Here is a 24,542-nt window from a genome sequence, read left to right as displayed (position 1 = left end):
CTGTCCGAAGCGGCCGGTGCGGCCGGCGGCATGCGGACCCGGGGGTGCAGCCGGCCGGGGCGCGGTCGTCGGCCCCGCGCGGCCCCGTCCACCGAAACGTCAAGGCGCCTCATCGCTTTGGTACTGTCCGGGCGTGATCAGATGGCGATACGGGACCGTCACCGGCGTGCGCGGCGGCTGGCGCGGCTGCACCGAGCTGGAGGTCGACGTCGAGGCCCGCGAGGGCGAGGACGCCTTCTCGTGCCGGGGCCTCGCCTACGACGAACTCGTCGGCACCCCCGAGGCCGGCGACCGGGTCCTGCTCAACTGCAACGCCATCGCGAAGGGCCTCGGTACGGGCGGGTACGCACTGGTCATCGCGGTCCCCGACCGGCTCCCGGCGGACGTCGAGGGCCCGGGGCACATCGTGAAGGCCCGCTACACGCCGATGCAGGCCATGCGTCTCGCCGTCGACGAGGACGACTCGCCGCACCGCGCCGCCGTGGAGGCGTGCGAGGACCTCGGCGGGATGCCGGTGGTCGTGGCCGATCTGCACTCGGCGCTCGCGCCGGTCCTCGCGGGCGTCCACGCGACCGCCCCTGACGCGAAGGTCGCGTATGTGATGACCGACGGCGGGGCGCTCCCGGCGTGGTTCTCGCGCCAGCTCGACCAGCTCTCGGACCGGATCTGCACGGTCGTCACCGCAGGCCAGTGCTTCGGCGGCGACCTGGAGGCCACGAACATCCACAACGCGCTCATCGCGGCCCGCGTGGTCGGGGGCGCCGACATCGCGATCGTGGCCCAGGGGCCCGGCAACCTCGGCACCGGGACGGTCTGGGGCTTCTCCGGCACCGCCGCGGGCGAGGCCGTGAACGCGGCGGCCGTGCTCGGCGGCCGGCCGGTCGCGAGCCTGCGGATCTCCGAGGGCGACGCCCGCGAGCGCCACCGCGGCATCTCGCACCACTCGATGACCGCTTACGGGAAGGTCGCGCTGGCCGCGGCCGACATCCCGGTTCCCGACGAGCTCCCCGCCGACCTCGAAGCGAAGATCCGCGCCCAGCTCGCCGAGCTCCCCGAGCGCCACCGCCAGATCGAGATCGACTGCTCCGGGCTCGCCGAGGCCATGGAGGCCCTCCCGGTCAAGCTCTCGACGATGGGCCGCGGCCTCGACCGCGACCGCGTCTACTTCATCGCCGAAGCCGCCGCCGGCCGCCACGCGGCCCAGATCGCCAAACGCCGCGACTGACTTCAGCTCCCCTTCAGGAACCCCCGCTACCTTGGAAACCGGGGGCCCTTTTCCAGCGCGGTGCCTCGCCGTCGGCATGCCGTCGGCTCGCCGCACGTCCCGTCGGGGACCCGGGAGCGAGCCTCGAAACGGAGGCCCCGACCGAGGACGGGCGTTCAGCGGCGCCCGGGCTCGCTTCAGCTCCCCTTCAGGAACCTCCGGCTATGTTGGAAATCGGGGGCCCTCTCCCAGGGCGGGACCGCGCCGGCGGCGTGCGCCGATTCGGGTCGGTTCACAGCACGAACAGCACCAGGATCCACACACCGATGACCGCCGCCAGGGCGAGCGCGAGCACCCAGGTCGGGACCGTGTACTCGCCGCGGCGGTTGCGGGCGATCTCTTCGCGGATGCGGGTGGTGCGCCGCTCGTAGGCGGCGACGGGGTCGAACGAACCGAGCAGGCCGGACCGGCCGGCCCGCTCGCGTTCGTCGGGCCGCCGGTCGGCGGCGCTGTCGGTCTCAGGCGGTTCGGACACGGGCCGGTCTCACATGCTGGCGATGAGCTTGTCGACGCGCTCGTCGCGGGAGCGGAACGGGTCCTTGCACAGGACGGTGCGCTGCGCCTGGTCGTTCAGCTTCAGGTGGACCCAGTCGACGGTGAAGTCGCGGCGCTTCTCCTGCGCCTTGCGGATGAACTCGCCGCGCAGGCGCGCGCGCGTGGTCTGCGGCGGCACTTCCTTGGCCTCGAAGACCTCGACGTCGTGCGTGAGGCGCTCGGCCTCGCCGCGGTTCTCCATCAGGTGGTGGAGGCCCCTGCCGCGGCGGATGTCGTGGTAGGCCAGGTCGAGCTGGGCGATGCGCGGGCTCGACAGCGGCAGGCCGCGCTTCTCGCGGTACCGCTCGATGAGCTTGAACTTGGCGACCCAGTCGATCTCGCGCGAGACCGCGTCGAGGTTGCCGTCCTCGACGGCCTGGAGGACCCGGCCCCACAGTTCGATGACGCGCTTGGTGGTCGCGTCCGCGCCGCGCTGGTCGACGAAGTCCATCGCCTTCTCGAGGTATTCGCGCTGGATGTCCAGGGCGGAGGCCTCGCGGCCGCTGGCCAGGCGCACCAGGCGCTTGCCGGTCGTGTCGTGGCTGATCTCGCGGATCGCCCGGATCGGGTTCTCCAACGTGAGGTCGCGCATCGTCACGCCGGTCTCGATCATCCGGAGCACGAGGTCGGCCGAGCCGATCTTGAGCATCGTGGTGATCTCGTTGATGTTGGAGTCGCCGACGATGACGTGGAGGCGCCGGTAGCGCTCGGCGTCGGCGTGCGGCTCGTCGCGCGTGTTGATGATCGGGCGCGAGCGGGTCGTCGCGGAGGAGACGCCCTCCCAGATGTGCTCGGCGCGCTGGGACAGGCAGAAGCGGGCCCCGCGCGGGGTCTGCAGGACCTTGCCGGCGCCGCAGATGAGCTGGCGGGTGACCAGGAACGGGATGAGGACCTCGGCGAGGCGCCCGAACTCGCCGTGGCGGCTGACGAGGTAGTTCTCGTGGCAGCCGTAGGAGTTCCCTGCCGAGTCGGTGTTGTTCTTGAACAGGTAGATGTCCCCGGCGATGCCTTCGTCGTGGAGGCGCTTCTCCGCGTCGATCATGAGGCCTTCGAGGATCCGCTCGCCGGCCCGGTCGTGCTTGACCAGGTCCTCGACGGAATCGCATTCGGGAGTGGCGTACTCGGGGTGCGACCCCACGTCGAGATAGAGGCGGGCGCCATTGCGGAGGAACACGTTGGAGGAGCGGCCCCAGGAGACCACTCGCCTGAAGAGGTAACGGGCCACTTCGTCCGGAGACAGGCGGCGCTGTCCCCTGAATGTGCAAGTGACCCCGTATTCGGTCTCCAGTCCGAAAATGCGCCTGTCCATGTCGAAACCCTACCCCGATTCGGTTGAGGAGAACACCCCTCGCGGTCGAACGGTTTCGCTCCGCGACGGGCGTGATGACGGTCTGTGCGGGGTCGGGGGGGGGGGGGGGGCCCCCCCCCCCCCCCCGGGGGGGGGGCGGGCCGGGGGGGGGGGGGGGGGGCGGGGGCCCCCCCGCGACCGTCCACTTGCGTGCGGGAGTTTCGTGTCCGGGAATGCGGCTCTATTGCTATTCGCTGGGCTGGGGCCGCTCGCCTTTGTCCGGCGTGTCCGCTTCCGGTTCCGGTTCGTCGGCGGCATCGGCCGCGGGTGCGGCCTCCGACCGGGGCATGAGCGCGTCCAAGGCGAGGCCCTCGATGCGCCGGAAGGCGCGGCCGGGGCGGGCCCGCTCGAGGACCGCGACTTCGAGGACGTCGGTGGTCAGCTCGCGCGGCGTGCCGTTCGAGCCGCCGTGGGACAGGGCCCGCAGCGCCAGCGCGAACGCGTCGGCGAGCGGGGCGTCGGAGTCGTGGCCTTCGGAGAGGACCTCGACGAGCTCCTCGGCGGCGCCGCCCATGGCGAGGTAGCCGGGTTCGTCGTTGATCGAGCCGTCGAAGGTGAGCCGGTAGAGCTCGTCGGCTTCGGGGGAGGCCCCGACGCCGGCGACGCAGATCTCGACCTCGAAGGGCTTCGTCTGCTCCGAGAAGATGGCGCCGAGCGTCTGCGCGTAGGCCTTGGCGAGGCTGGCGGCGTTGACGTCGCGGCGGTCGTAGGAGTAGCCGCGCAGGTCGGCCATCCGGACGCCGGCGGTGCGGAGGTTCTCGAACTCGTTGTACTTGCCGACGGCGGCGAAGCCGATGCGGTCGTACAGCTCGTAGACCTTGTGCAGGGCCGAGGAGACGTTCTCGGCGACCAGGAGGACCCCGTCGGCGCACGAGAGCGCCACGACGTTGCGGCCGCGGGAGATGTTCTTGCGGGCGAACTCGGCCCGGTCCCGCATGATCTGCTCGGGACTGGTGTAGAACTGCATGGCCATGTCAGGCTCCTCTCCTTATCCGTAGGGGTTCTCGGTGCGGGCCGCGATGACCGAGCGGGCGAGTTCGGCCACGGTGGCCTCGTCGACGCGCTTGGAGCCTTCCGCGGTGGCGCTCATGACGATGGGGTACAGGTCGCGGATCGGGTCGGGTCCGCCGGTGGCGGAGTCGTCGTCGGCGGCGTCGTAGAGCGCCTCGACGGCGGCCTTGACGGCGTCGTCGGTGCTCATGCCGCGGCGGTAGCGCTTCTTGAGCGAGCCCTTGGCGAAGATGGAGCCGGAGCCGATCGAGTCGTAGTCGCGTTCGGCGTAGACGCCGCCGACGACGTCGAAGCTGTAGATCTTGCCGGCTTCGGCGACCGATGGGGCGTCGGTGTCGAACCCTGCGAAGAGGGGGACGACGGCGAGGCCCTGCATGGCCATGCCGAGGTTGCCGCGAAGCATGGTGGCGAGGCGGTTGGCCTTGCCGTTCAGCGTGAGCGGTGCGCCCTCGATCTTCTCGTAGTGTTCGAGTTCGACCTGGTAGAGCTTGATGAGTTCGATGCCGAGCCCGGCGGTGCCGGCCATGCCGACGAGCGAGTAGGCGTCCGCGGGGAAGACCTTCTCGATGTCGCGGCTGGCGATGTAATTGCCCGATGTGGCGCGCCGGTCGCCCGCCATGACGACGCCTTCGGCGGTCTTGAGCGCCACGATCGTGGTGGCGTGGGCGCTCATCTCGGTGAAGTCGCCGGGGGGCAGCGGTCTGCGCCCTGGCAGCAGCTCCGGGGCCGCCTGCATGAGGAACTCCGAGAAGGAGGAGGTTCCAGCCGTCATATACGCGTTGGGCAGTTTGCCTGGGAATCCTTGACCTGTCACGACATGACCTCCCTAATTCTCTATTTTTTTCGACTATCGGCCGAGGTCCCGCCTCGGCGGTGCAGCCTGAACCGCGCCTCGGCGGCGCGGCCTCGACGGTGCAGGGTCCCGGTGCGCCGGTCTTGACGACGCTCGAACCTGTCCGGTTCAGCCGTCACACCAGGGTGCCCTGTCGCCGCAGGTGCGGCTACTCGCCGCCCTTCTGCACGAACGAGCGGACGAATTCCTCGGAGTTGGTCTCCAGGACCTCGTCGATCTCGTCGAGCAGGTCGTCGACTTCTTCGGTGATCGCTTCGTGTCGTTCGGCGATCTCGGGGTCTACAGCGGCCTCTGTGGTCTCGGCATCTGCTTCCTGCCGTGACCGCTGCGACTGCGACTGCCCGCCGGAGTCCTTCGCTGCCATAGCTGTTCCCTTCTACCTCGACGGTGCATAAACCGTACCGCGAGAGTACGACAGCACGCCAGATACGACGCTGTACCGCTCTGTAATATTCCCGCGGCAGTCCGGTGTCGGCTAGTCGGCGGTGATGACGTCGAGGAGGTCCTTGGCCGCCTCGCACCGCTCGAACAACTCCCCCACATGGGCTTTGGTGCCCTTCTCGGGCTCCATCATGGGCACTCGCACGAGCGAGTCGGCGCCGACGTCGAAGATGACCGAGTCCCAGGAGGCCGCGACGACCTCGGACGGGTACCGGGAGAGGCACCGGCCGCGGAAGAACGCGCGGGTGTCGCTGGGCGGCTCGGTCATCGCGTTGATGATCTCGGTGTCGGTGAGGAGGCGCTTCATCTTGCCGCGGGCGACGAGCCGGTGGTAGAGGCCCTTCTCGGGGCGCACGTCGTGGTACTGGAGGTCGATGGCCTGGAGCTTGGAGGCGCCCCAGTCGAGGTTCTCGCGCTCGCGGTAGCGGTCGAGCAGGGAGAGCTTGGCGGGCCAGTCGAGCATGTCGGCCAGTTCCATCGGGTCGCGGGCCAGCGCGTCGAGGACGTAGGCCCACTGGTCGAGGACCTCGCGGGTGTCGGGGTCGGCGTCGGCTCCGCAGTACGCCTCGGCCTGCTCCAGGATGGACATCTGGAGTTCGACCGCGGTGAGCCGCTTGCCGTTGCGCAGTTCGATCTTGTGGGCGAGGGTCGGGTCGTGGGAGACGGCGCGCAGCTCGGAGACGGGCTCGGCGATGCCGAGGGAGCCGTCGAAGGCGCCGGACTCGATCATGGCCAGGACGATCGAGGCGGTGCCGACCTTGAGGAAGGTGGCGTGCTCGGCGAGGTTGGCGTCGCCGATGATGACGTGGAGTCGCCGGTAGCGCTCGGCGTCGGCGTGCGGCTCGTCGCGGGTGTTGATGATCGGTCGCTTCAGGGTGGTCTCGAGGCCGACCTCGACTTCGAAGAAGTCGGCGCGCTGGGAGATCTGGTAGCGGTGCTCGGAGGCGTCCTGGCCGATGCCGATGCGCCCGGCGCCGGCGAAGACCTGGCGGGTGACCAGGAAGGGCGTGAAGTGGGCGACGATGTCGGCGAAGGGCGTCTGGCGCGACATGAGGTAGTTCTCGTGCGCGCCGTAGGAGGCGCCCTTGTTGTCGGTGTTGTTCTTGTAGAGGTTGATGGGGCCGATCCCGGGCGTGTGGGCCGCCCGGAGGGCGGCCTCGGCCATGGTCAGCTCGCCGGCCTTGTCGAAGAGCACGACTTCGCGGGGGTTGGTGACCTCGGGCGTGGAGTACTCGGGGTGCGCGTGGTCGACGTAGAGGCGGGCGCCGTTGGTGAGGATGACGTTGGCGAGGCCGGAGTCCTCGTCGGCGAGGTTCTCTGCGGGGTCGTAGAGGGCCCCGGTGTAGGTGAAGCCGCGGGCGTCGCGCAGAGGGGTCTCCTCCTCGTAGTCCCACCTGGCGCGGCCGCCCTTGGAGAGTTCGGGGCGGGCGGCGTAGGCGTTGACGATCTGGGAGGAGGTCACCATCGGGTTGGCCCCGGGCTGGCCCGGCACGGAGATCCCGTATTCGATCTCGGTGCCCATGATGCGGCGAACGGTCATGCCTTCGAGCCTAGTCCGTCCTGGCCCCTTTGCGCCCCTCCGGACGGGGGTCGAGAGGATTTCCGCTTGCTCGACTTGCACTTCCTTCATGGGCTCCGGTTACCCGGCGGGGGTCCCGGCGACACGTTGGGGACAGGGCGAATCGGCCGGCGGGGCGAACCCCGCCGGCCGATTCCGCGGCGAAGCGCCGCCGCCTGTGCTACAGGTACTGGCCGGTGTTCGACACGGTGTCGATGCTGCGGCCGGAGTCCGCGCCCTTGCCGGAGACGAGCGTGCGGATGTAGACGATCCGCTCGCCCTTCTTGCCGGAGATGCGGGCCCAGTCGTCCGGGTTGGTGGTGTTCGGGAGGTCCTCGTTCTCGCGGAACTCGTCCACTGTGGCGTCGATGAGGTGGCTCAGCCGGATGCCCCTGGACTGGTGGGTCAGGTAGTCCTTGATGGCCATCTTCTTGGCGCGGGCGACGATGTTCTCGATCATGGCGCCGGAGTTGAAGTCCTTGAAGTACAGGACCTCCTTGTCGCCGTCGGCGTAGGTGACCTCGAGGAAGCGGTTCTCGTCCACCTCGGAGTACATGCGCTCGACGACCGCCTGGATCATCGAGTTCACCGTGGCGTCCCGGTCCTTGTCGTGCTCGCGCAGGTCGTCGTCGTGCAGCGGCAGGGTCGGGGTGATGTACTTCGAGAAGATGTCCTTGGCGGACTCGGCGTCGGGCCGCTCGATCTTGATCTTGACGTCCAGGCGGCCGGGCCGCAGGATCGCCGGGTCGATCATGTCCTCGCGGTTGGAGGCGCCGATGACGATGACGTTCTCGAGGCCCTCGACGCCGTCGATCTCCGACAGGAGCTGCGGGACGATCGTGTTCTCGACGTCGGAGGACACGCCCGAGCCGCGGGTGCGGAAGATCGAGTCCATCTCGTCGAAGAACACGATGACCGGCATGCCCTCGCTGGCCTTCTCGCGGGCCCGCTGGAAGACCAGGCGGATGTGCCGCTCGGTCTCGCCGACGTACTTGTTCAGCAGCTCGGGGCCCTTGATGTTGAGGAAGTAGCTCTTGGAGGAGGCCTCCTCGCCGCGCAGCTCGGCGACCTTCTTGGCCAGCGAGTTGGCGACGGCCTTGGCGATGAGCGTCTTGCCGCAGCCGGGAGGGCCGTAGAGCAGGATGCCCTTCGGCGGGCGCAGCTCGTGCTCGCGGAAGAGGTCGGCGTGCAGGAACGGCAGCTCGACGGCGTCGCGGATCATCTCGATCTGGCTGTCGAGGCCGCCGATGTCGTAGTAGTCGACGTCCGGGACCTCTTCGAGGACGAGCTCCTCGACCTCGCTCTTCTGGATGCGCTCGTAGGCGTAGCCGGCGCGCGGCTCGATCATGACGGAGTCGCCGGCGCGCAGCGGCCCGTTGATGAGCGCGTCGGAGAGCAGCACGACCCGCTCTTCGTCGGCGTGGCTGGTCACGAGGGCGCGGTCCGGCGGCCCGCCGCCGGGGACCTCGATGAGCTCCTTGAGCGTGACCACTTCGCCGATGCGCTCGTAGTCGAGGACCTCGACCACGTTCATGGCGTCGTTGAGCAGGACCTCCTGGCCGCGCTCGAGCTCCTCGGGGTCGATCGAGGGGGCGAGCGACACGCGGAACTTCCTGCCGGAGGTGAAGACGTCGACGGTGCCGTCCTCACGCGCGCCCAGGAACACGCCGTACCCTGACGGCGGCTGGGCGAGCCGGTCGATTTCCTCTTTCAATGAGACGATCTGCTCGCGGGCCTCTTTCAAGGTCGCCACGAGGCGTTCGTTCTGCTCCGACAGCCGGTCGATCTGGGATTGGGCGGCGGCGAGCCGCTCCTCCAGGATGTGCATGTGTCGGGGCGTTTCGGTGAGACGGCGCCGAGCCGCGGCCAGTTCTTCCTGGAGCTCTTCGACCTGTCCTGACAGTTCGTCGCGCTCTGAGCCCTGGCCCAGGTTCTGTCGACGGTCATCGTTGCTTCGTGCCACGGGTCACACCTCCCAGGAGAGTGTTCGTACTCCAACCGTAGCTGGCTGGGGAGGCCAATAGTAAGGCTCGCCACCGACATTGCGCTACATTCTCGATCCGTTTTAATCTGGGAGCCATGGCTGTGGAACGTGAACTCGAAGTCTCGATCGACCAGGACGCCTGCACCGGGGACGGGCTCTGCGTGCAGTACGCCCCGGACGTGTTCGAGTTCGATATCGACGGTCTCGCATACGTCAAGGACACCGAGGGCGAGCTGTTGACTACGGCGGGTTCCCAAGTCAGGGTGCCCGAGCGGCTGCGTCTCGACATCGTCAACGCCGCCCACGACTGCCCCGGCGAGTGCATCTACGTCCGCGATCTGGCGAGCAAGGAGCCCGTCGCGGGCCCCGGCGCGGACGACTGAGGTGACACGCCGAAGCGCGGCCCCCCGGATCGGGGAGCCGCGCTGTCTTGTTTCAGCACTTGGGAAGTCGTGAATCCGACTTGCGAAAATCGCGGATTGTTACTCTTCCGTAATGTCGTCGGCCTTCGGCTCCGCCGCGGCCGCGATCCGCGCGTTCCGCTCCCGGAGGGCCTGCTGGCCCTTCGACGGCTTGAGCTTGCGGGCGGGCGCGACCGTTCCCGGGGCGAGCTTGCGGGCGGTGATGAGGAACGCGGTGTGGGCGATCATCCGGTGGTCCGGGCGCACCGCGAGGCCCTCCAGGTGCCAGCCGCGGATGAGCGACTCCCACGCCTCGGGCTCGGTGAAGGTCTTGCGCTCCCGCAACGCCTCGACCAGCTCCGACATCTGCGTCGTGGTCGCGACGTATCCGATGAAGACACCGCCGGGGCGCAGGATGAGCTCCACAGTGTCCAGCACCTCCCAGGGCGAGAGCATGTCGAGCACGACCCGGTCGACCGGCTCGAGGTCGGCCTCGGCCACGTCCCCCACCGTCAGGGTCCACTGCTCGGGCAGCTCCCCGTAGTAGCCCGCGACGTTCTCCTGGGCGATCTTCGCGAAGTCCTCGCGCAGCTCCCACGAGAAGACGTGCCCGGTCGGGCCGACGGCCCGCAGCAGCCAGTTCGTGAGCGCGCCCGAGCCGGCGCCGGCCTCGACCACGCGCGCGCCCGGGTAGATGTCGCCGAACGTGAGGATCTGGGCGATGTCCTTGGGGTAGATGACCTGGGCGCCGCGGCGCATCGACAGGCCGTAGTCCGGCAGGAGCGGCCGCAGCGCGAGGTAGGCGGTGCCGCCCTCGGTGGTGACCGTGACGCCGTCGGGCCGCCCGATCAGGTCGTCGTGGAAGAGCCTGCCACGGTGGGTGTGGAAGGCGCCCCCCTCGACGAGGGTGATCGTGGCCTTCCGGTTCTTCGCGTCGGTCAATTGGACGCGGTCGCCCGGCGCCAGCAGGTCAGATGCCACTTGCCTCGTGTCTCCTTCGTTCAGGTCCGAAGCATCTTAACGGAGGGCTTTGACCACGTCGGCGGTGTAGAGCAGCCCTGTCAGGCGCCCCTCATCGACCACGAAGAACCGGTCGGCGCCGCTCGCGCCGATCGCGTCGACCAGGGCCTGGCCCCTCAGGTCCGCCCGCAGGCCCGGGATCTTCTCGGCCGAGCGCAGCAGGCCGCGCAGCGGCATCGCGTCGACCTGCTCGGCGGGGACGGCCTCGGCGCTGGCCCGGTCGAGGACGCCCACCGGGCTGCCGTCGACGGCCACGACCTCCCTGCCGGCCGCCGAGGCGAGTGCCTCGCCGAGGGTCGCGGCGGCGCTGACGACGGCCACCGGACGGGCCAGCGCGGCGGCGTCGAGGGCCTTGACGCGCGGGCCCATGCGGGCGGCGCGGATGGCGCCGGTGGCGCCGCGCCACAGCTCGAACGAGACCATGAGCAGGAGGATCAGCCCGATCCAGGAGAACCAGCCGGAGCGGAACAGCAGCAGTCCCACGCCGAGGGTGGCGACGGCGACGACGCGCCCGGCCCATCCGGCGACGCGGTAGCCGCTCCAGCGGTCGCCCGTTGCGGCCCAGATGCCCGCCTGGAGGGCTTTGCCGCCGTCCAGGGGCAGGCCCGGCAGCAGGTTGTAGGCGGCGACGAGGAGGTTGGCGACGCAGACCTGGAAGCAGAGCTGCCAGGCGAGCGAGCCGACCTCGACGACGGCGACGCCGCCGAGTCCGGCCAGGCCCAGCAGCAGGGAGACCCCCGGCCCGGCCAGCGCGATCGCGGCGGCCGTGGAGGGCCGGGGCGCTTCGCGGTCCATCTCGGTGAAGCCGCCGAGGGCGTCGAGGTTGATCCGGCGGACCCCGATCCCGGCGTGCAGGCTCACGAGGGCGTGGCCGAGTTCGTGCAGGAAGACCGAGAGGAGCAGGGTGAGCGCGAAGAGGGCGGCGACGGCGAGCGAGGCGCCGGCGCCGATGCCGTCCACCGACCGCTGGACCACCGGCGCGTACACGGCGACGACCATCGCGGCGAGGATGAGCCACGTGTAGCCGAGCGTGACGGGTATGCCCTTGACGCGGACGAGCGTGAAACCGGAGCGGCGGAAGGCCAGGACGTTGGTGGACATCGGCGGCAATGCTACGCGCCCGGCCGCGAACCGGCCGGGCGCGGTTGACCGGGTCCGGTTGCGGTTACGCGGGTCTCACGCGGAAGGCGTAGGTCGCGTACGGCATCGCGAAGGTCTCGCGTCCGGCGAGGTCGGGGTGGGTGGCGATGAGCTCCTCGACGCCCGCCACGAGCTCGCGCCGGCGCTCGGGGCTCGCGGTGAGGTAGTAGGAGCGGGTCTGGACGAGGCGGACGAGGCCGGCCGGGTCGAGGCGCTTCTCGTGCCGGAAGACGCGGACCTCGGGTTCGCCGAAGCCGGGAGCGAAGTAGCCGGGTTCGGTGGCGCCCATGGCGGTGAGTTCGCCCTTCGAGGAGCCGATGACCTCGGAGAGCCTGGCGACCCAGTCGACGGACTCGTCGCGGAGGTTCCAGATCGGGGCGAGCACCCCGCCGGGGCGCAGGACGCGGCGCAGCTCGGGGAGGGCCTTGGGCCGGTCGAACCAGTGGAACGCCTGGCCGGCGGTGATGACGTCGGCGCTGCCGTCGGGGAGCGGCACGGCTTCGGCGCTGCCTTCGCGGGCGGCGGCGAGGCCCGGTGTGGCGGCGGTGAGTCTGGCGAGCATCTGGGGGTCGGGTTCGACGGCGGTGACGCGGTGGCCGCGGGCGATGAGGCCCCGCGTGAGGAGGCCGGTGCCGGCGCCGACGTCGACGACGTCGGCGGGCTCGTCCCCTGCGAGCCAGGCGAGCGCGTCGGCGGGGTAGGCGGGGCGGGCGGCGTCGTAGAGGTCCGCCGCCCTGCCGAAGGACCGCGCCTGCGCGCTCGGGTCGGGGCCGAGGATGTCGTGACTCATGCCGCGAACAGTACGTGCGTTATGTTCGGATGTCCAGCGCGGTGAAGCGCTGTCGGTGCCCCGTCCTATGCTCGGTGCATGTCGAACGCGACCCGACCGACTCAGCTCTCCCCTTCGCGCGCCGGGGATTTCAAGCAGTGCCCGCTGCTGTACCGGTTCCGGGCGGTCGACCGCCTCCCCGAGCCGCCGTCGCGGGCGCAGGTCCAGGGCACGCTCGTCCACGCGGTCCTCGAGCGGCTCTACGAGCTCGACGCCGGGAAGCGCACCCCGCAGGAGGCGCTGGCGCTCATCGAGCCGGAGTGGACGAAGCTGAACGCGTCCCAGGAGTACTCGGAGCTGTTCGAGGGCCTCGACGACGAGTCGGGGTGGCTGCGGGGCGTGCGGAGGCTGGTCGAGACGTACTTCTCGATGGAGGACCCGCAGCGGCTCCAGCCGCACCGCACCGAGTGCCTGGTGACGACCACGCTCGACGACGGCACGCAGCTCAAGGGCTTCATCGACCGCGCCGACGTGAACCCGGCGGGTCTGGTGCGCCTGGTGGACTACAAGACCGGGAAGCGCCCGCCGGACCGCTTCGCGGACAAGGCGCTGTTCCAGATGAAGTTCTACGCCCTGGTGTGGTGGCGCACGCGGGGCACGGTGCCGACGCTGCTGCGCCTGATGTACCTCGGCGACGGCCAGGTGCTCGACTACTCGCCGAACGAGCGCGAGCTCGAGCAGTTCGAGCGGACGCTGAAGGCCTTGTGGGCCTCGATGCGCGAGGCGATCGCCACGGGCCTGTTCCGGCCGCAGAAGTCGAAGCTGTGCGGCTGGTGCGCGCACCAGAAGCTGTGCCCGGAGTTCGGCGGCGAGCCGCCGGCGTACCCGCTGACGACCGTCCTGCCAGGACTCGAGATGCCTCCTCCCTGAGGCGGAGCCGTGAATCATTCCCACGTTCGATGAAGCGGGAGTGACCGGCGGATACGGTATAGAGCGTGCAAGCCGCCTCCAGACTCCGCCGACTCCGCTGCTGGCTCCACGAGCGGCCGTTCGTGGCCGACTGCGTCCTGATGGTGCTCCTGGCCGCCGGCTACTTCGGGTACTTCCTCGCGATGATGCAGATCGCGCCCGAGATCGGCTACGGCTGGACCGACCTGGCGCTCATGATGCTCCCGTTCACGGTCATCTGCCTGCGCCGCGTCTGGCTGTGGGGCGGCATCGCCATCGGTCTCGCGATCACGTGCGCCGCGGTGTTCGTCCCGTCCTTCGAGGCGATGGCCGCCGACAGCGGCGTCGGGTTCTTCGTGCTCACCTACACGGCCGCGGCGTACCGGCCGCTGGTCCGCGCGCTGGCCGCGGCGGCCGCCATCTGGATCCCGATCACGGCCGTCATCTTCGCGTTCCCGGCCCTGGGCGAGATCGACCACACGACGAGCGCGGTCCTGGTCATGGTCAACCTGGTCCTCGCGACCACCGTCTTCTGGATCGGCTGGGTCATGCGCAACCGTCGCGAAAAGGTCGAGGAGCTGTCGGACCGGGCCCGGTTCGCCGAGGAGCGCCAGGAGGCCCTCGCGGCACAGGCCGTCGCCGAGGAGCAGCGGCGCATCGCCCGCGAGCTGCACGACGTCGTCGCACACCACATCTCGGTCATCGGGGTGATGTCGGAGGGTGCCAAGCGGGTCCTGCGCACCGACCCGGACGCGGCCGAGGAGGCGCTGACGACGGTGAACCAGACCGCGCGCACCGCGCTGCGCGAGATGCGGGACATCCTCACCGTCCTGCGCAACGGGCACGAGGAGCACGACCGCGCCGACCTCGAGCCGCAGCCTACAGTGGACTCGCTGCGGGCGCTGGTGGCGCAGACCAAGGACGCCGGTCTGCCGGTGCGCTACACCGTCCGCGGCGAGGAGTACCCGCTGCCGACGGGCGTGAGCCTGGCGGTCTACCGGATCGCGCAGGAGGCGCTGACGAACACGATCAAGCACGCCGGGCCGCAGGCGCGAGCGGGCGTCGTCGTCGACTACGGCGACCAGGAGTTCCGGATCTCCGTGGGCGACTCGGGAACCGGGGCGCCGGTCGTCTCCGGGTTCTCGGGCGGCCACGGCCTGATCGGCATGCGCGAGCGCGCCACGCTCTACGGCGGCACGCTCGAGGCCGGGCCCCGGCCCGGCGGCGGCTACCTCGTCGAGGCCCGCTTCCCCAAGAACGCCCACCTCCAGGGAGTGACTTCATGAGCGACCGGCCGATCCGCCTCCTGCTGGCAGACGACCAGCAGCTGCTGCGCGCGGGTTTCAAGATGGTGCTCGGCGCCGAGACCGACATCGACATCGTCGGCGAGGCCGGCGACGGCGTCGAGGCGTTCGAGCTGACCCGCAGGCTGGTGCCGGACGTCGTGCTCATGGACATCCGCATGCCGCGGCGCGACGGCGTCGCCGCGACCGCCGACATCGTGCAGGCGAACCTGCCCACCCGGGTCCTGGTGCTCACCACCTTCGATCTCGACGAGTACGTCGTCGGCGCGCTGCGCGCCGGCGCCGCCGGATTCCTCACCAAGGACGCGCCGGCCGCCGACCTCGTCGAGGCCATCCGCACCGTCCACCGCGGCGGCGCGGTCGTCGCGCCGCACATCCTCTCGACCCTGCTGGGGCGCTTCGCGAAGCACCGCGGCGCCGACGACGAGCGGTCCCCCGCGATCCTCGGCGCGCTGACCGCCCGCGAGCGCGAGGTGCTCATGCTCCTGGCGAAGGGCCTCACCAACGCCGAGATCGCCGACTCCCTGACCGTCGGCGAGACCACCGTCAAGACCCACGTGGGGCACCTGCTCACCAAGCTGGGCGTGCGCGACCGGGTCCAGGCCGTGGTGCTGGCCTATGAGACCGGGCTCGTCAAGCCCGGCGCGGCCGGCTGACCGGCGCCGGCTCCTCCCTCGGTAGCCGGCGCCTCCGACTTCCGACGTAGTCGAAGACCGTTCTCGAAGCGGATGCGGGCGTGCCCGCGAACCCATATCGTCGAGATCGATCATGCGGACCGCGACGCCGAATGACATCATGTATGATGTCACAAACTGGCGATTCGACGTCACTGATTCGCATCGCAAGCGCACCAAGGCTTCACGGGCGACGTCCCGCGGAGCGAGGAAACCAGCCAACCGAATCCCTCGGAACCCGACACACCCGAAAGCGAGAGCGTCGTGTCCACCGCTTCCCCTGTCAAGACCACCGCCGTATCGGCCGAAGGCGTCTGGAAGGCGTACGGATCGGGCGAGGCCCAGGTCGTCGCCCTCCGCGACGTCTCGGTCCAGTTCGCCTCCGGTGCGTTCACGGCCATCATGGGCCCGTCCGGGTCCGGCAAGTCCACCCTCATGCACTGCCTCGCCGGCCTCGACACCACCGACCGCGGCACCGTCCACATCGGTGACACGCCCGTCACGGGCCTGAACGACAAGGCCCTCACGAAGCTCCGCCGCGACAAGATCGGCTTCATCTTCCAGCAGTTCAACCTGCTGCCCACCCTCACCGCGGAGGAGAACATCACCCTCCCCGCCGCCATCGCCGGCACCAAGGCCGACCCGGACTGGATCAAGAAGATCATCCACACCCTCGATCTCTCCGAACGCCTGTCGCACAAGCCGACCGAGCTGTCCGGCGGCCAGCAGCAGCGCGTCGCCTGCGCCCGCGCGCTCGCCACCCGCCCCGAAGTGGTCTTCGCCGACGAGCCCACCGGCAACCTCGACACCCGCTCGGGCGCCGAGGTCCTGCGGTTCCTGCGCACCAGCGTCGACGACTTCGGACAGACCATCGTCATGGTCACCCACGACCCCGGCGCCGCCGCCTACGCCGACCGCGTGGTCTTCCTCGCCGACGGCCGGATCGTCGAGGACATGGCCGACCCGACCGCCGACAAGGTCATCGACAAGATGAAGCACTTCGAAGAGCTCGTCGCCGCCGCCCGGGGAGAGAGCGCCTAGTCATGCTGCGAGCCACCCTCAAGGGCATGGCCAGCCGCAAAGCCCGCCTTGTCCTCACCAGCCTCGCCGTCGTCCTCGGCACCATGTTCGTCGCCGCGGCGATGATCCTCACCGCCACGATGGAGAAGTCCGTCACCGGCGTCATCGCAGACGCCTTCACCGGCATCGACGCGGTCGTCACCCCCGCGGAGGACCCGGCCGCCGCCCAGGGGAACACCCCCAGCGCGAACCTGGTCCCCGGCGACGTCCTGGAGACCGTCCGCGGCGTGGACGGCGTCGACGCCGCCGACGGCGACGTCTCCGGCCAGGTCAACGCCATCGGCGACGACGGCAAGCTCGTCGGCACCTTCGCCCCCACCATCGGCTTCAACTGGAACGCCCAGTCCACCGGCTTCAACGTGATCCGCGAAGGCCGCGCCCCCGAAGCCGACGGCGAGGTCATCGTCTCCGCCCAGTTCGTCACCGACTCCGGGCTCGACATCGGCGACACCGTCACCGCGTACTCCTACAGCGCCGAGCGCGCCGACTACGAGATCGTCGGCGTCTTCGGCCTCAGCGGCGACCGCGACTCGCTCGCCGGGGAGACCCAGATCGCCTTCACCACCGCCGAAGCCCAGCGCCTGCTCACCCAGGGCGAGGACGCGTACATGGCGATCTACGTCCAAGGCGACGCCTCCACCGAGGACATCGCCGACGCGATCAGCGCCGACTACCGGGTCCAGACCGGCGAAGAGGCGTCCGAAGAGGCCGCACAGGGCTTCGCCGCGGTCGCCGACATCATGGGGTACATCTTCCTCGGATTCGGCCTCGTCGCCGTGTTCGTGTCGGTGTTCCTCATCATCAACACCTTCACCATCATCGTGGCCCAGCGCCAGCGCGAGCTCGCACTCCTGCGGGCCATCGGCGCCGCCCGCAACCAGGTCGTCGGCTCGGTCCTCGCCGAAGCCGCCGTCATCGGCGTCATCGCCTCCATCGTCGGCCTCGGACTGGGCGTCGTGCTCGGCTGGGGACTGTCCGAACTGGTCAGCTCCACCGCGATGGGCGGCCTCCCTGTCCAGCTCCAGGTCCCCGCCACGGCCCTGTGGGCGCTCGCGGTCGGCATCGGCGTCACCGTGCTCTCGGCGATCGTCCCCGCGGTCAAGGCCTCCGGCGTCCCGCCGGTCGCCGCGATGCGCGAGGCGGTCAACCCGCCGAAGCCGCTGCGCGGCATCACCATCGCGGGTCTCGCGGTCACCGCGGTCGGCGGCGTCCTGGTCGTGCTCGGCCTCACCGACAACCTCGGCGACCTCGGACTGAGCGGGTTCCTCAGCGGCGTCGGCATCGCGTTCGTCGGCATCACGCTGCTCACGCCGATCCTGTCGCGGCCACTCGTGGCGCTGCTCGGCGCGGTCATGTCCTGGTCGTTCTCGGGACGCCTCGGCAGGCTCAACGCCGGGCGCAACCCGCGGCGCACCGCGATCACCGCCTCCGCGCTCATGATCGCCGTCGCGCTCGTCACCGGCATCGCCACCCTGGTCGCCAGCTTCAAGGAGACCACCACGGACCTGACGGACTCGAACCTGGAGTCCGACCTCATCGTCATGGGCCAGCAAGGGGCCAACATCCCCACGTTCGCGCCCGAGACCCTCGCCGAGATCAAGGCCCTGCCGGATGTGGCCGCCGTCGGCGACCTCTACGGCGAGTTCTTCGGCGCCGAGGTCGACGGCGAGCCGACGCCGCTGTACGCCAGCGAGGACCTCGAGACGAGCCTCGGGATCTTCAGCGGCACCGTCGCCGAAGGCTCCATCGCGGACCTCCCCGACGACGGCCTGGCCGTCAACGAGTCCGCCGCCGAGGACCGGGGCGTCGCCCTCGGCGACACCGTCCCGGTGACCTTCGCCGACGGCACCACCGAGCAGCTCGAGGTCACCGCGATCCTCGACGACTCGCAGCTCACCGACGGGTGGTGGGTCGCGCCGACGCAGATCGAGCACTTCACCATCCCGAAGCCGATGCAGGCGTACATCCAGGTCGCCGACGGCGCCGACATCGACGCCGTCCAGGAGGAGGTGGAGACTATCCTGGCCGACGAGCCCGAAGTCGACGTCACCAACAACGCCGACTTCATCGCGCAGCAGACCGGCCAGCTCGACATCCTCCTCGGATCCGTGCAGGTCCTGCTGGCACTCGCCATCATCATCGCGATCATCGGCGTCATCAACACGCTGGTCCTGTCGGTCCTCGAACGCACCAGGGAACTGGGGCTCCTGCGGGCGATCGGCATGACCCGCGGCCAGGCCCGCCGCATGATCACCGTCGAGAGCGTCATCATCTGCCTGTTCGGCGCGGTCCTGGGCATCGCCGTCGGCATCGGCCTGGGCTGGACCGTCCAGCAGGCGCTCGAAGAGGAGGGGCTCACGAGCTTCGCACTCCCGTGGGACTACATCGTGATCTACCTGGCCGCGGCCGTCGTCGTGGGCCTGCTCGCCGCGATCGCTCCGGCCGCGAGAGCAGCGAAGCTCAACGTGCTCAACGCCATCGCCTACGAATAGCTTGACCGTCTGAAAAGGAAACCAGGAGAGGGGCGGCGCCGGACGGCGCCGCCCCTCCCGTCTGCCGGCCTCCGGGCGGCGCCGGCCTCGGCCATTCGACCGAGAGCGGAGGCGCCGCTCCGACCTGCGGAGGAGCCCGACTGTGGTCCGCCGACCGAAGCGGACGGACGGGCGCGTCCATAGCCTTGAGAGGACAGGAAGCACACCGATCAGAAAGGCCCTCCCGTGCCACTCGCGAATCCCCCCGCCCCGCAGATCACGAGGACCCGCTCCGCCGTCACCGCGAGCAACGTCTGGCGCGCCTACGGATCGGGCGAAGCCCAGGTCGTGGCCCTGCGGGACGTCTCGGTCCAGTTCGCCTCCGGTGCGTTCACGGCCATCATGGGCCCGTCCGGGTCCGGCAAGTCGACGCTCATGCACTGCCTCGCCGGCCTCGACACCACCGACCGCGGCACCGTCCATATCGGCGAGACGCCCATCACGGGTTTGAACGACAAGGCCCTCACGAAGCTTCGCCGCGACAAGATCGGCTTCATCTTCCAGCAGTTCAACCTGCTCCCGACGCTGACGGCCGAAGAGAACATCCTGCTGCCGGCCTCCATCGCCGGCGCCAAGGCCGACCCGGAGTGGATCGCCCGCATCATCGCGACCCTCGACCTGTCCCAGCGCCTCACCCACAAGCCGACCGAGCTCTCCGGCGGCCAGCAGCAGCGCGTCGCCTGCGCCCGCGCCCTCGCCACCCGCCCCGAGGTCGTCTTCGCCGACGAGCCCACCGGCAACCTCGACACCCGTTCCAGCGCCGAGGTCCTGCGGTTCCTCCGCAAGTCCGTCGACGACTTCGGACAGACCATCGTCATGGTCACCCACGACCCCGGCGCCGCCGCCTACGCCGACCGCGTGGTCTTCCTCGCCGACGGCCAGATCGTCGAAGACCTCCACCGACCCACCGCCGACGCCGTCATCGACACCATGCGCGGCTTCGAGACCCGCGTCCCGCTCGCCGGAGAGGCCCGCTAAGACATGCTCCGCGCCACCCTCAAGGGCATGGCGGCCCGCAAGGCCCGCCTGATCCTCACCAGCCTCGCCATCGTCCTGGGATCCGCGTTCATCGCTTCGGCGCTGGTCCTCACCTCGTCCATCAAGGCCACCGCCGCCGACCTCAACTCGAGCTCCTACGCCGGAGCCGACGTCATCGTCGAACCGGTCGAACCCGAGACGTACGGGGATCGCGTCGTCCGCGACGGCGTCACCCCCGAGACCCTCGCCGCCGTCCGGGACGCCGAGCACGTCGAGAAGGTCAGCACCACCGTGAGCTGGATGGTCAACGCCATCGGCTCCGACGGCAAGATCCTCGCCGGCTTCACCGCGACCCTCGCGGTCAACTGGGGCGACGAGTCCACCGCCCGCGAACTGCGCGAAGGCCGCGCCCCCGAGACCGACCAGGAGGTCGCCGTCTCCGCCGGCTTCGCCGAGCAGGCCGGCTACGGGCTCGGCGACAGCGTGACCGCCTACTCGCTGACCACCGACAAGACCGAGTACGAGATCGTCGGCATCTACGGCTACCCCGGCGGCCGCGACACCTACGCCGGCGCCACCGAACTCGCCTTCACCACCGCCGAGGCGCAGCGCCTCGTCTTCGACGGCGCCGACCGGTACTCCGCGCTGGCCGTCACCGCGACCGAGGGCACGAGCCAGGAGGAGCTTCTCACCGAGATCGAGCCGCTCCTGGGCGACGAGGCCGACGCGGTCACCTGGGACGCCTACATCGCCGAGGAGAACGCCGAATCGGCCGAGGCCGCCGACCTCGTCGGGTACTTCCTGCTCGGGTTCGGGCTCATCGCCGTGTTCGTCTCGGTGTTCCTCATCGCCAACACGTTCACGATCGTCATCGCCGGCCGCCTCAAGGAGATCGCGATGATGCGCGCCATCGGCGCCGGCCGCGGCCAGATCATCCGCTCGGTCCTCGCCGAGGCGCTCCTGCTCGGCGCCGTCGCCTCGGTCGTCGGCACCGCGCTCGGCATCGCGGCCGGGGCCGGGCTCACCACCGCAGTCGCGAACTCCTTCCTGGACATGGGCGAGACCACCCTCGCGGTCCCGGTGAGCGCCCCGCTCGCGGCCCTGGCCGTCGGCATCGGCGTCACGGTCCTGTCCGCGCTCGTCCCGGCCGTGCGGGCCTCCAAGACCCCGCCGGTCGAGGCCATGCGCGAAGCGGTCAAGACCGACAAGCCGATCACCCTGCTCACCGTCACCGGCGCGGGCGTCACCGCCGCCGGCGGCGCGGGGATCGCCCTCGGCCTGGCCGAGGTCTTCGACGCCGACCGGGCGAACCTCGTCGCCGCCGCGGTCGGTGCGGGCGCCGTGTTCATCGGCATCACGCTCCTGACCGCGTGGCTCTCGAAGCCGCTCGTCTCGCTCCTGGGCCTGCTGTGGTCGTGGTCGTTCGCCGGGAAGCTCGGCAGGCGCAACGCCTCCCGCAACCCGCGCCGCACGGCCGTCACCGCGGCCGCACTCATGATCGGCGTGACCCTCGTGACCGCCACCGCGACCCTGCTCACCAGCGTCAAGGCCAGCCTGAACGCGTACTTCGACGACAACGTCAAGGCCGAGCTGTTCGTCTCGGGACCGCCGACCTCGCCCGTCCCGGCGTCCTTCGACCCCGCGGTCATGGACGACATCCGCGCCCTCGACGGCGTCGCGACCGCGGTCGAGCTGTACTACGACCCGGCGACGATCGACGGGACCGAACAGTACGTCAACGCCACCACCGACTTCGACGGCATCGTCGACCAGTTCGGCGGCACCGTCGACGAGGGGTCCATCTCGAACCTCCAGGACGGCGAGATCGCCGCGAACCGCTCGGCGGCCGAACAGCTAGGCGTCGGCATCGGCGACACCGTCACCGCGTCCTTCACCAGGGGCACCGAGCCGCACGAGTTCACGCTCGTGGCGATCCTCGACGACAACGAGAACACCGACGGCTGGTACGTCACCACCGCCTACGTCGAGGAGTTCTACACCCCGAAGCCGACGCAGGCCCTCGTCGACGTGGCCGACGGCGCCAGCGTCGAAGCGGTCACCGCCGACGTCGAAGCGGTCCTCGCGGACCAGCCCGAGGTCAGCGTCCTCAACCACGACGACTTCCTCGCGCAGATCACCGTGTTCTTCGACTTCGCGATCATCGCGATCCAGCTGCTCCTGGGCCTGGCCATGATCGTCGCAGTAATCGGCGTCATCAACACGCTGGTCCTGTCGGTCCTCGAACGCACCCGGGAACTGGGGATGCTCCGGGCGATCGGCATGACCCGCGGCCAGACCACCCGCATGGTCACGGTCGAGAGCGTCACGATCGCCCTGTTCGGCGCGGCCCTGGGCGTCGCGGTCGGCCTCGGCCTCGGCTGGGTCCTCCAGCAGGCGCTGGCGGAGACGGGGATCGACGTGTTCGCCGTCCCGACCGCGCTCATCGCCGGCTACCTCGGCGCGGCGGTCCTCGTCGGACTCCTCGCGGCCATCGCCCCGGCGGTGCGGGCCTCCAAGGTCAACATCCTCGGCGCGATCGCCTACGAGTAGGCCCTTCCTCGGCAGCAGGGGAGACAGAAGCGGGGCGCCCGAAAGGGCGCCCCGCTTCATTGCGTGCGTCAGCGCGCGGCCCGGCTCCGGCCGAGCTTCTCCATGTCCTCCAACTCGACGCCCTTCGTCTCCCTGACCATCTTGGAGACGAACAGGAACGAGATCAGCGCGAAGAGCGCGTAGAGGCCGTACGCCAGGAACAGGCCGGTCTGCGCCAGCTCGGGGAACGTGACGGTGATGAGCCAGTTCGAGATCCACTGCGCGGCGGCCGCCACGCCGAGTGCCGAGGCGCGGATGCGGTTGGGGAACATCTCCCCCAGGAGCACCCAGACGACCGGTCCCCAGGTGAACGCGAACCCGAACACGAACACGTTCGCGGCGATCAGCGCGATCACGCCGGCCGCGTCGCTGAGGACGGGATTGTGCTCGGCGTCCACCGGCGACGAGGCGAAGATGACGGCCATCGTCCCGAGCGCGAAGAACATGATCGCCGAACCCCACAGCAGCAGCTTCTTGCGGCCGATCCGGTCCACCAGGTAGATCGCGAGGATCGTACCGGCGATGTTCACGACCGAGTTGATGACGGAGGTCAGGAACGCGTCGTTCTCGCTGAACCCGACGGACTGCCACAGCGACGTCGAGTAGTAGAAGATGACGTTGATGCCCACGAACTGCTGGAACATCGACAGGAAGATGCCGACCCAGACGATCGGGAGCAGGCCGAAGCGCGGTCCGCGCACGTCGGAGATCCGCGGCGGCCGGTCGCTGTGGAGCGACTCCCGGATCTCGGTGATCTTGGTGTCCACGTCCCCGCCGACGTACTTCGCCAGAACCACGCGGGCCTCGTCGAGCCGCTGCTTCGCCACCAGGTACCGGGGCGACTCGGGGATGTTCAGCGAGAACATGAAGTACACGAACGCCGGTACCGCGGCCGCGGCGAACATCCACCGCCACGCGGTGCCGCCCCACGGGACTTCACCGCTCGCACCGCCGGCCGACGCCTGGATGCCGAAGTTGACGATGAGCGCGCCGAAGATGCCGAGCACGATCGCGAACTGCTGCAGCGACCCGAGTCTGCCGCGCAGGTGCGCGGGCGAGATCTCCGCGATGTACGCGGGGGCGATGACGCTCGCGGCGCCGATCGCGAAACCGCCGATGATGCGCCAGATCGTGAGGTCGATCGGACCCGTCGCGAGGGCGCTGCCCAGCGAGGTGATGAAGAAGACGATGGCCGCGAGCATCATGACCTTCGGGCGGCCGATCTTGTTCGCGAGCGAACCCGCGAACCAGGCGCCGACCGCGCAGCCCAGGAGCGCCGAGGACACCACGACACCGGTCTCGACCGAGCCGATCCCCCACTGGTTCTCGAGGGCGCCGGTGGTCCCGTTGATGACGGCCGTGTCGTACCCGAACAGGAACCCGCCGAGAGCGGCCGCCACCGACACGAACACCGCGGACCCGGTGCGCGCCTGGGATTCGCCGCGCAGCAGACCATCATCGTCTGTCGTCATCACTCACTCCCGTAGGCGACTCGAACCCGTACCGGACGTGCCCGAATCCTAAGCCGCTATCGCCTTGAAGATCACGAATTGCCGGAATCCCGAACTGCCCGCGGCAGGAGTGGGTCGAACCCGTCAGTCGAACAGCGGTTCGTCGATCCGCACGTCGAGCGCCCGCAGCGGGAGGGCGATGTAGGCGAGGCGGCGCGACGCCGAGGGGGGTAGCGGAGCTACAGGAGGACAGCAGATTGAACGAGAGTCCACTACTGTGACCTAACTAACTTGTGATGCCTACAACGATCTATTTATCGATGTGGAACAATACTTAGAGGGCAACACCCGAGCCTGCAACGGAGGAGGCCACGTGAGCACATTCTTCAGCGTCGTCGGAGCCATCGGAATCGCGATTGCGCTAGTGACAGTCACGCTACTGACATTCCTGGTGACAGGCGCGATCTTCGGCATCGGCGTAGGCGTTGCCCGAGTTCGAGACGCACTCTCGCCGGCCTCATAGTCTTAGAGACGCGAAGAAGGCCCCCGCCTTGCGGTGGGGGCCTTCTCTCTCATGTTCATGTTTGGCGGTGTCCTGCTCTCCCACACCCCCTCGGGTGCAGTACCATCGGCGCTGGAAGCCGTAACGACCGGGTTCGGAATG

The 24,542-nt window shown here is 69.8% G+C and carries 21 protein-coding genes; 9 read left to right on the top strand and 12 right to left on the bottom strand.

The features are described from left to right. The first annotated feature begins 133 nt into the window (after positions 1 to 133). On the top strand, positions 134 to 1,225 hold the full coding sequence (locus GFD30_RS24935; protein ID WP_322633426.1) for a DUF3866 family protein: 1,092 nt from the start codon (positions 134 to 136) through the stop codon (positions 1,223 to 1,225). 271 nt (positions 1,226 to 1,496) lie between these two features. Here the strand turns inward: GFD30_RS24935 and GFD30_RS24930 are convergent, their stop codons facing one another. The 7 genes from GFD30_RS24930 to arc form a co-directional block, all read right to left on the bottom strand. Next, positions 1,497 to 1,739, bottom strand: coding sequence for a hypothetical protein (locus GFD30_RS24930; protein WP_153026844.1), 243 nt, complete (start codon positions 1,737 to 1,739; stop codon positions 1,497 to 1,499). 9 nt (positions 1,740 to 1,748) lie between these two features. Continuing rightward, complete coding sequence (pafA, locus tag GFD30_RS24925) at positions 1,749 to 3,107, bottom strand: Pup--protein ligase (RefSeq protein WP_153026843.1); 1,359 nt, start codon at positions 3,105 to 3,107, stop codon at positions 1,749 to 1,751. Positions 3,108 to 3,333: 226 nt separating this feature from the next. Continuing rightward, positions 3,334 to 4,119 (bottom strand): proteasome subunit alpha, encoded by a 786-nt coding sequence (gene prcA / locus GFD30_RS24920; protein ID WP_153027858.1) that lies wholly within the window; start codon positions 4,117 to 4,119, stop codon positions 3,334 to 3,336. 15 nt (positions 4,120 to 4,134) lie between these two features. Next, positions 4,135 to 4,929 carry a proteasome subunit beta gene (gene prcB, locus GFD30_RS24915; RefSeq protein WP_153027857.1) on the bottom strand — a complete coding sequence of 265 codons (795 nt, stop codon included), beginning with the start codon at positions 4,927 to 4,929 and terminating at the stop codon, positions 4,135 to 4,137. A gap of 229 nt (positions 4,930 to 5,158) precedes the next feature. Continuing rightward, positions 5,159 to 5,374, bottom strand: coding sequence for a ubiquitin-like protein Pup (locus GFD30_RS24910; RefSeq protein ID WP_153027856.1), 216 nt, complete (start codon positions 5,372 to 5,374; stop codon positions 5,159 to 5,161). A 111-nt stretch (positions 5,375 to 5,485) separates the two neighbouring features. Continuing rightward, entirely contained in the window at positions 5,486 to 6,991 is a 1,506-nt protein-coding gene (dop, locus tag GFD30_RS24905) for a depupylase/deamidase Dop (RefSeq protein WP_153027855.1), read from the bottom strand. A 199-nt stretch (positions 6,992 to 7,190) separates the two neighbouring features. Continuing rightward, on the bottom strand, positions 7,191 to 8,972 hold the full coding sequence (gene arc / locus GFD30_RS24900; protein ID WP_407649202.1) for a proteasome ATPase: 1,782 nt from the start codon (positions 8,970 to 8,972) through the stop codon (positions 7,191 to 7,193). Positions 8,973 to 9,088: 116 nt separating this feature from the next. On the opposite strand from arc, the gene GFD30_RS24895 reads away from it, so the two are divergent. Further along, positions 9,089 to 9,376 (top strand): ferredoxin, encoded by a 288-nt coding sequence (locus tag GFD30_RS24895; RefSeq protein WP_227997045.1) that lies wholly within the window; start codon positions 9,089 to 9,091, stop codon positions 9,374 to 9,376. 99 nt (positions 9,377 to 9,475) lie between these two features. On the opposite strand, the gene GFD30_RS24890 is transcribed toward GFD30_RS24895, so the two are convergent. From GFD30_RS24890 to GFD30_RS24880, 3 genes are all read right to left on the bottom strand, one after another. Further along, positions 9,476 to 10,375 carry a tRNA (adenine-N1)-methyltransferase gene (locus GFD30_RS24890; RefSeq protein WP_322633592.1) on the bottom strand — a complete coding sequence of 300 codons (900 nt, stop codon included), beginning with the start codon at positions 10,373 to 10,375 and terminating at the stop codon, positions 9,476 to 9,478. A 36-nt stretch (positions 10,376 to 10,411) separates the two neighbouring features. After that, complete coding sequence (locus GFD30_RS24885; RefSeq protein WP_153027852.1) at positions 10,412 to 11,515, bottom strand: M50 family metallopeptidase; 1,104 nt, start codon at positions 11,513 to 11,515, stop codon at positions 10,412 to 10,414. 64 nt (positions 11,516 to 11,579) lie between these two features. Beyond that, entirely contained in the window at positions 11,580 to 12,344 is a 765-nt protein-coding gene (locus GFD30_RS24880) for a class I SAM-dependent methyltransferase (RefSeq protein WP_153027851.1), read from the bottom strand. 78 nt (positions 12,345 to 12,422) lie between these two features. Between GFD30_RS24880 and GFD30_RS24875 the strand changes: the two genes are divergently transcribed. From GFD30_RS24875 to GFD30_RS24845, 7 genes are all read left to right on the top strand, one after another. Continuing rightward, complete coding sequence (locus tag GFD30_RS24875) at positions 12,423 to 13,253, top strand: RecB family exonuclease (RefSeq protein ID WP_153027850.1); 831 nt, start codon at positions 12,423 to 12,425, stop codon at positions 13,251 to 13,253. A 65-nt stretch (positions 13,254 to 13,318) separates the two neighbouring features. Further along, positions 13,319 to 14,557 carry a sensor histidine kinase gene (locus GFD30_RS28135; RefSeq protein ID WP_153027849.1) on the top strand — a complete coding sequence of 413 codons (1,239 nt, stop codon included), beginning with the start codon at positions 13,319 to 13,321 and terminating at the stop codon, positions 14,555 to 14,557. After that, positions 14,554 to 15,231: a response regulator gene (locus GFD30_RS24865; protein WP_153027848.1), complete on the top strand. Its 678-nt coding sequence runs from the start codon at positions 14,554 to 14,556 to the stop codon at positions 15,229 to 15,231. The genes GFD30_RS28135 and GFD30_RS24865 overlap by 4 nt, the downstream gene beginning before the upstream one ends. A gap of 282 nt (positions 15,232 to 15,513) precedes the next feature. Continuing rightward, positions 15,514 to 16,290 carry an ABC transporter ATP-binding protein gene (locus GFD30_RS24860; protein WP_322633591.1) on the top strand — a complete coding sequence of 259 codons (777 nt, stop codon included), beginning with the start codon at positions 15,514 to 15,516 and terminating at the stop codon, positions 16,288 to 16,290. A gap of 2 nt (positions 16,291 to 16,292) precedes the next feature. Continuing rightward, positions 16,293 to 18,821 (top strand): ABC transporter permease, encoded by a 2,529-nt coding sequence (locus GFD30_RS24855; RefSeq protein ID WP_153027847.1) that lies wholly within the window; start codon positions 16,293 to 16,295, stop codon positions 18,819 to 18,821. Positions 18,822 to 19,076: 255 nt separating this feature from the next. Beyond that, positions 19,077 to 19,838 (top strand): ABC transporter ATP-binding protein, encoded by a 762-nt coding sequence (locus tag GFD30_RS24850; protein WP_407649203.1) that lies wholly within the window; start codon positions 19,077 to 19,079, stop codon positions 19,836 to 19,838. A 3-nt stretch (positions 19,839 to 19,841) separates the two neighbouring features. After that, the gene (locus tag GFD30_RS24845; RefSeq protein ID WP_153027846.1) at positions 19,842 to 22,388 is read left to right on the top strand and encodes an ABC transporter permease; all 2,547 of its coding nucleotides are present in this window, start codon (positions 19,842 to 19,844) and stop codon (positions 22,386 to 22,388) included. Positions 22,389 to 22,456: 68 nt separating this feature from the next. Here GFD30_RS24845 and GFD30_RS24840 read toward each other — a convergent pair whose 3' ends face one another. Beyond that, positions 22,457 to 23,899, bottom strand: coding sequence for a sugar porter family MFS transporter (locus tag GFD30_RS24840; RefSeq protein WP_153027845.1), 1,443 nt, complete (start codon positions 23,897 to 23,899; stop codon positions 22,457 to 22,459). Between the two features lie 123 nt (positions 23,900 to 24,022). Continuing rightward, complete coding sequence (locus GFD30_RS27680) at positions 24,023 to 24,151, bottom strand: hypothetical protein (protein WP_265575471.1); 129 nt, start codon at positions 24,149 to 24,151, stop codon at positions 24,023 to 24,025. Positions 24,152 to 24,542: the final 391 nt, after the last annotated feature.

It is taken from the genome of Glycomyces albidus (assembly GCF_009451885.1).
Classification (GTDB): domain Bacteria; phylum Actinomycetota; class Actinomycetes; order Mycobacteriales; family Micromonosporaceae; genus Glycomyces; species Glycomyces albidus.
This window is presented reverse-complemented; position numbering and strand designations above follow the sequence as displayed.